General features: G+C 67.3%; 5 protein-coding genes. 2 read left to right on the top strand and 3 right to left on the bottom strand.

What is annotated here, in order from left to right; translation table 11 throughout:
* Positions 1-2,792 (bottom strand): putative Ig domain-containing protein (locus tag FAB82_RS04365; protein ID WP_136533326.1); only part of this gene is annotated, 2,792 nt, incomplete at its 3' end.
* A 513-nt stretch (positions 2,793-3,305) separates the two neighbouring features.
* Here FAB82_RS04365 and FAB82_RS04360 point away from each other — a divergent pair.
* Positions 3,306-4,673, top strand: coding sequence for a cellulase family glycosylhydrolase (locus FAB82_RS04360; RefSeq protein WP_168801411.1), 1,368 nt, complete (start codon positions 3,306-3,308; stop codon positions 4,671-4,673).
* A 346-nt stretch (positions 4,674-5,019) separates the two neighbouring features.
* A complete protein-coding gene (locus FAB82_RS04350) occupies positions 5,020-5,703 on the top strand; it encodes an LOG family protein (protein ID WP_136533324.1) in 684 nt (227 codons plus the stop codon).
* A 17-nt stretch (positions 5,704-5,720) separates the two neighbouring features.
* Here FAB82_RS04350 and FAB82_RS04345 read toward each other — a convergent pair whose 3' ends face one another.
* Both FAB82_RS04345 and folP read right to left on the bottom strand, forming a co-directional pair.
* Positions 5,721-5,906 carry a DUF1918 domain-containing protein gene (locus FAB82_RS04345; RefSeq protein WP_136533323.1) on the bottom strand — a complete coding sequence of 62 codons (186 nt, stop codon included), beginning with the start codon at positions 5,904-5,906 and terminating at the stop codon, positions 5,721-5,723.
* 46 nt (positions 5,907-5,952) lie between these two features.
* Positions 5,953-6,816, bottom strand: a complete 864-nt coding sequence (folP, locus tag FAB82_RS04340) for a dihydropteroate synthase (protein WP_136533322.1) — start codon at positions 6,814-6,816, stop codon at positions 5,953-5,955.
* Positions 6,817-6,866 lie beyond the last annotated feature (50 nt).

Below are 6,866 nucleotides of genomic sequence, written 5' to 3'. Positions count from 1 at the left end.
TTGGTCACCCTGCCGTCCACGGCATCCGCCGAGGCCATCGTAACGTCGGTGACCGTTCCGGGGACCTCCGATCGGTCGCCGAAGACGTGGAACTCGGCGACGGACCAGATGCCCGGGTACGCGGGGTCGATCGGCGGGGCCGGCTCGTCGATCTGGAGCTTCAGGTAGCGGAACTCCTTGCCGCGGTGCTCGGCGATGACGGGGATGGTCTCCATCTCGTTGGTGTCGCCGGTCGGCCGCTCGGTGAGGAGGGTCCAGGTGATGCCGTCGTTCGAGCCGTACACGTTGGTGCCCTGCGAGCGCATCGGGAACGAGAAGCGGGCCTGGAGGCCGAACTCCTCGGCCGCGACGCGGTACTGGGTGCCGAAGTCCAGCGTGACGAACCCGACGCGCAGGTCGCCGAAGTGGCTGTGGTTGCCGCCGTCGGCGAGCGCGCGGGCCTGGTCCAGGCTCATGTTGCTGGGCGTGACCGCGCCGCGGTAGTCGAGCGATCCGTCCGCCAGTCGCGCGTTGAGCAGTTCGAGCGCCTCAATGCCGTCGAGCAGTGCCTCGAAGGCGGTGCGGAACTCCTCGTCGGTACCGTCCTCGGCCGCGTCCTTCGCGGCGGCGAGTGCGGCCTGGTACGGCTCGTTGGAAGCCGTGGTGTAAACCGCGCCTTCCTCAGTGCCGTCGGCGACGGCGGCATCGATCATCTTGGGCCGGTTCTTGGCCACGGCGAGCTCGAAGGTCCGCGCGGTCAGGGCGTCGCCGTCGTCGGCGATGATCTGGACCTTGTGGGTGCCGCGGTCATGCGAGGTCGGCTTCCAGGTGACGGTGCCGGTCTCGGCATCGAGCTCCGCGCCCTCCGGCAGGCCGGAGGCGGTGTAGGCGGGGGCGCCGCCCGTGTCGGTCGCGCCGAGCTCGAAGGTCGAGGTCGCGTCCGGCCACAGGTGGTACTTGCCGCGGGCCTGCTCGAAGGCGGGCGGGGTGAGCTGCTTCTGGGCGTCGAACATGACGGTATCCATGTCCACAGTAGATCCGTCGCCCGTGATCCGGAAGAAGTGGGTGTGGGGGCCGCCTGCTGGATAGGAGACGTACCGCCATTCGCCTTGCGTGTCAGGCAGTTCGATCCGGGCCATGACGCCCGGCTCCCAGTCGTTCGGGTCGCGCGGGTCGCGCTCCTCCTTGTCGAGCACTTCCATGACGGCGGGTCCGTCGGTGCGCACGAGCACGCCGAGCTTGCTGTTGCCGGGGTACATCACGCGGCTGACGACGCTGACGGTGCCGTCTTCGTCCGCGGTGGCGCGGGCGAAGGTGCGGTCGTCCTCGGTGATTATCTCGGTGCCCTCATCGAGCGGGATGCCGTAGTTGCCGAAGGTAAGGGTGGTGTCCTCGACCGGGGCCGGCTCGGTGCCGGCGATCTCGGGCGGGAACGCGACCCAGTACTCGATGCTCTTGTCCCCTGCGCCCCAGAAGTTGTGGACGCCGGTCCCGTACTGGTAGAGGGGGCCGTCCATGCGCTCGTTGAGCAGGGCGACGTTCGGGGCCTCGGCCTCGACGTCGACGCCTTCGACGTACTTGTACTGGTAGTACAACTCGTTGAGCGGGTTGAACATCCTGCCGCGGTAGGCCGCGGAGATGACCCCGCCGGTTCCGCGGTCGTCGATGTACTGCGTGGGCTGGCCCATCATGAAGCCGTCGAAGGCGTCCGCGCCCGCGAGGAGGCGGTTGCCGAGGAACCCGTAGGCGGAGACGGCGTCGTCGGCGGTGGAGACGGTGCCGTCTTCGGGGTCGACTTTGGTGCCCTGCACGTGGAGGAAGCGGGCCATCGCGGCGAAGTTGTCGATGTTGCACTCGGCGTGGGCCTGGTCGCGGCCCATCTCGCGGACCTGCACGAAGTCCTCGCCGTAAGGGTTGGCGGGGTCGTCGGCTTCGATGAGCGGGATCTGCTGCGCGAGTCCGCCGCTGGTGTAGTCCACGAACTCGGAGTTCACGGTGAACCATTCGACGCCCTTGGCGTAGGCCTCGGTGTCGTCGGCGTAGATCGCGGTGGCGATGCGGCCGTAGAGCCCGAAGTTGTGCTGGTTCATCCATCGCTCGGGCGAGTAGAGGAACGTGTCGACGAGCGGTTGGGCGAAGTTGCCGAGCAGGCGCTCGTCGTCCTCAGCGGTCCACTCGACGCTGTAGCCGTCCTGGGTGCCGGGGGTGTCGTCCGCGAGCGGCTCGGTGGCGCGGATGATCTCGGCGGCCATGAGGAACTGCGAGAGCGGCTTGCCGGTGTGGATGTGCGCGTCGGGAAAGTACTTGAAGCCGTCGGGGTTCATGCTCGCCCAGGTGCGCAGGGCCTGGATCGCGTTCTTGCGGTAGACCTCGTCACCGGTCATCGTCCACATGAGGGACTGGGTGAGGGCGCCGAAGGAGTCCCGGGTCTCGCGTCCGCGCAGGCCCCCGTGGTTGAAGTTCGGGTCGAGCGCGACGTCCGGCTGGGAGGCGGACTTCGAGTTGGTCGCGCGGTAGGTCGTGGAGGCTTCGCCGACCTTCGTCATGGCGTCGAAGTAGGAGGCCCAGGGCTCCTGGCCGGAGCGGACCATCTCCTGGGCGTTGCGCAGGTCGTCGGCAGACAGGCCCACGCCGGGGTGGACGAACCCGGCGTCGCTGACCGTCTCGTTGATCGCGACGATGTTGTCGGTGAGGAGGTCGTCGTATTCCGCGGCCTGGACCGGCGCCGGCGCGGCCACCGCGGCGATCCCCGCGGCGAGCGCGGCGGCCAACGCCGTGAGGCGCGACCGTCTTCGTTGCCCGACTTGCGTCATTGCCGTCCCTTCAGAGAGCGAAGCAGATGGATATCGGCATCCATCTATTCGGACAGTAATGCCTCCGGCCTGGCGAATCAAGGTTCAAACAGATAACGTTATCTTCTGTTTTTGCGGAGCCAGCTTCGACGAGAATTATGGTTCCCGATTCGTTATGCCTCGCGATCGGCTTGTCCACCTGGCGATTTGACCCCATGGACGGTTCGGACGGTATCGACCGATGGGGATTGGTCGATGCCGGGGCCTGGACAGAACGGTTCCGGAGATCGAGCTTAGAAATCGGTATCTATCCGGCGGCCCGAAGAACCCCGAGCGACAGACCGACCGCGAGCCCTCCTGGCGAGGGGATGGCGACTCCGGTGCCCGGCCCGCCGGGTCGAGCCGCGGAGAGGGGTCCTTGACTTTGTTTAGATATATTGACAAACTCACATGTATGAGATGGAAGCGCTTCTGTCGAGAATGGAGCGAATGCGGAAGCGGTTGGGACGTCACGCGAACGAAAGGCATCAAACCATGCAAGCGAGAATCAGACGAAGGAGTGCGGCGATCGTCGGCGCGGCCGTCGCGGTCATCAGCGCCGGTGCGGCCACGATCATCGCAGCGCAGGGCGCGAACGCCGCGGCAGGCTGCGAGGTCGAGTACACGATCGTCAAGGACTGGGGCTCAGGCTTCCAGGCCGATGTCGCCATCACGGCCGACGAGCCGATCGACGGCTGGACGCTCGAATGGGACTTCTCCGGCGCCGTCTCCGGCATCAGCGCCTGGAACGTCTCCGAGCAGTCGCTCAACGGATCGCGCTTCACCGCGTCCGACGCCGGATGGAACGGCTCTGTCGCCTCCGGCGAGACCCGCGAGGTCTTCGGCTTCACCGCCAACGGCACCGCCGGGGACATCACCGGCGCGACCGTCAACGGCGTGCCCTGCGGCGAAGGAGACGGCGAGCAGACCACCGAACCCGAACCGACCGAACCGGCGCAGGACGGCACGCCCGTCGAGGAGCACGGGAAGCTCCACGTCTGCGGCGCGGCCATGTGCGACGAGCAGAACGCCCCCGTTCAGCTGCAAGGCGTCTCGAGCATGTGGCTGCACTGGCAGTCCCAGCCGTACGCGCAGAACCTGCAGGCGCTCGAATGGATGCGCGACAACTGGAACCTCGAGGTCCTCCGCGTCGCCATGGGCGTCGAGCCCGAAGGCTCCTACCTCGACGACCCGGACCGCTGGAAGTCCGAAGTGGAGACTGCGATCAACAACGCGGCCGCCGCCGGCACCTACGTGATCGTCGACTTCCACGCGCATGAGGCGCACACGCACCAGGCCGAGGCGGTCGCGTTCTTCAGCGACCTGGCCGAGCGCTACGGCCACCTGCCGAACGTCATCTGGGAGCCCTACAACGAGCCCCTGCAGGTCTCCTGGAGCGACACGGTCAAGCCGTACCACGAGGCGGTCGTCGCCGCGATCCGCGAGCACGACCCCGACAACATCGTCGTCCTCGGCACGCCGAGCTGGTCCCAGGAGGTCGACGTGGCCGCGGGCGACCCCGTCGCCGGCACCAACCTGATGTACACGCTGCACTTCTACTCGTGCACGCACACCGGCTGGCTGCGCGACAATGCCGACACCGCGATGGACGCCGGCCTCGCCCTCTTCGTCACCGAATGGGGCGCGAGCGCCGCCGACGGCGGCGTCGACGGCCAGGTCTGCCTCGACGAGGCGCAGCTCTGGACCGACTGGATGGCCGCCAATGGGATCTCTTGGACGGCATGGAAACTCGACGTCGGCCCCGACTCCACCAACCTCTTGTCGGAAGGGGCACCCGTGACAGGTGGCTGGGACAACCACCTCCAGGGCCACGCCCCGTTCGTCATAGAGCAGATGGACTAGCGATCGAGAGTCGGCGGCCCGGACCACCAGGTCCGGGCCGTCCGGTCGCTCGCGCCATCGGCGAGATCCGGCCTCTCCCGGCCGCTCGCGGCTGCACCGTCACACCCGGAATACGGCTCCGTACTCTCGCAGAGGTCATCGGCCGCCTCGGCGCCGGCCCGGCGTCGAATGGATCCGGCACTGATACCGGATATGGTCGACTGTCACGCGCACGATTGTAAAATCGGGGCCCGATACTTTCTGCGTCTAACGATTCGAACAGTCCCGCCAGCACGGGGCCGTCAGATAAGAAGGCGGCCCTAATTGCCCCCGTGCCGGAGCACGGGATATCCACCAGGAGAAACTGATGACATCGAAGCGCCGCGTCACCGCCGACGAGCACCTGCTGGACACCCGCCACAGCGAGGAATGGAAGCAGAAGGCCTCCTGGCGGGTCATGAAGATCCAGGCCGAATTCGTCGAGGGCTTCGACACCCTCGAGGCCGCCGACCTGGGCGATGCCATCGGCGTCTACGGCTCCGCCCGCACCCCGGTCGACTCCGAGGAGTACAAGCGCGGCGTCGAGCTCGGCCACAAACTCGGCGAGGCCGGCTTCTCGGTCGTCACCGGCGGCGGCCCCGGCGCGATGGAGGCCGCCAACCGCGGCGCGGCCGAGGCGGGCGTCAAATCGGTCGGCCTGGGCATCGAGCTCCCCTTCGAGCAGGGCATCAACCCCTATGTGGACATCCAGCTGGACTTCCACTACTTCTTCGTCCGCAAGGTCATGTTCCTCAAGTACTCGTGCGGCTTCTGCGCCCTGCCGGGCGGCTACGGCACCATGGACGAGCTGTTCGAGTCGCTGACCTTGGTCCAGACCGAGAAGGTCGGCAAGTTCCCGATCGCCCTCATCGGCATCGACTACTGGGGAGGCCTGGTCGACTGGCTCCGCCGCAGCATGGTCGCCGACGGCAAGATCAACCCCGAGGACGTGGACCTGCTCCTGGTCACCGACGACCTGGACGAGGCCGTGGCCCACATGGGCAACCGCTGAGCCGGCGGCCCGGCGGGTTATCCGCGGGGTTCGACCACGCAGTCGGACTCGGGGTAGATGGTTGCTTCGTGGCCGTTGTCGTGGACTACCCGGTAAGGCGGCTCGCCGTTCTCTCCAAGCACCTCGGTCACTTCCGCCATGTGGTCGGGCATCCCGACCTGGCGGCCACGGAACCGCAGCCGGTCTCCCACTTTCGCACGCATGGTCCTCACCACCTGTCGCGAAGGGAATTCCCTTCAAGTCCCGATTCTAAAGGCTGCGCTGGGGGTTTTTTGGGGACTTCTGGCCCTTGATGGCCGCCACCATGTCCAGGACTTCCCTGGTCGCCGCCACGTCGTGGGCGCGGAAGACCCGGGCTCCGTTCCAGGCCGAGATCGCCGTGGCCGCCAGGGTCCCGTTGAGGCGGCGGTCCACCGGGAGGTCGAGGGTTTCTCCTACGAAGTCTTTTCGGGACAAGGCCACCAGGACCGGCCAGCCGGTCTCGGTGAGTTCGCTCAGGCGGTTGGTCAGGTCCAGGGAGTGGTAGGTGGTCTTGCCGAAGTCGTGAGTCGGGTCGATCAGGATGCCGTCGGCCCGGACCCCCTCCGCCACCGCCGCCTCGGCCCGTTCCACCAGTTCGGTCCGCACCTCGTCCACCACGTCCTTGTAGACCGGCTTCGCCGCCACCGTTCTCGGTTCCAGGCCTCCCGTGTGGGAGCAGACCAGGCCCGCTCCGGTGTCGGCGGCGACCTTGACCACGCCTGGGTCCCAGCCGGCCCAGGTGTCATTGACGAGTTCGGCTCCGGCGGCGACGGCCTCGCGGGCCACCTCGGCTCGCCAGGTGTCGACGGAGATGACCAGTTCGGGGTGGGCGTCGTGGACGGCCGCGATGAAGGGGACGACCCGGTCGATCTCCTCGGCGACGGTCACCTCCGGGCCGTCACCGGCCTTGACCCCGCCGATGTCGACGATGTCGGCACCGGCTCCGACCGCGCTCGCGACCGCCGCGACGGCCGCGTCGAATTCGAAGGTGGCTCCGGAATCGTAGAAGGAGTCCGGGGTCCGATTCACGATCGCCATGACGGCGTAGTCGCCCTCACCGAAGGTCCTTCGCCCCAATTTCAACGCACGCATTGTTCTATGCTGACAGCCGCCACCCCGAACCGGCCAGTAATGAGGAGTCT

Origin of the sequence: Glycomyces buryatensis (assembly GCF_004912275.1) — a bacterium.
GTDB lineage: Bacteria > Actinomycetota > Actinomycetes > Mycobacteriales > Micromonosporaceae > Glycomyces > Glycomyces buryatensis.
This window is presented reverse-complemented; position numbering and strand designations above follow the sequence as displayed.

Bases quoted from the DNA above. Each gene is read 5' to 3' on its own strand.
- FAB82_RS04360 (WP_168801411.1), top strand. From the start codon at position 3,306: ATGCAAGCGAGAATCAGACGAAGGAGTGCGGCGATCGTCGGCGCGGCC.
- FAB82_RS04350 (WP_136533324.1), top strand. From the start codon at position 5,020: ATGACATCGAAGCGCCGCGTCACCGCCGACGAGCACCTGCTGGACACC.
- FAB82_RS04345 (WP_136533323.1), bottom strand. From the start codon at position 5,906: ATGCGTGCGAAAGTGGGAGACCGGCTGCGGTTCCGTGGCCGCCAGGTC.
- folP (WP_136533322.1), bottom strand. From the start codon at position 6,816: ATGCGTGCGTTGAAATTGGGGCGAAGGACCTTCGGTGAGGGCGACTAC.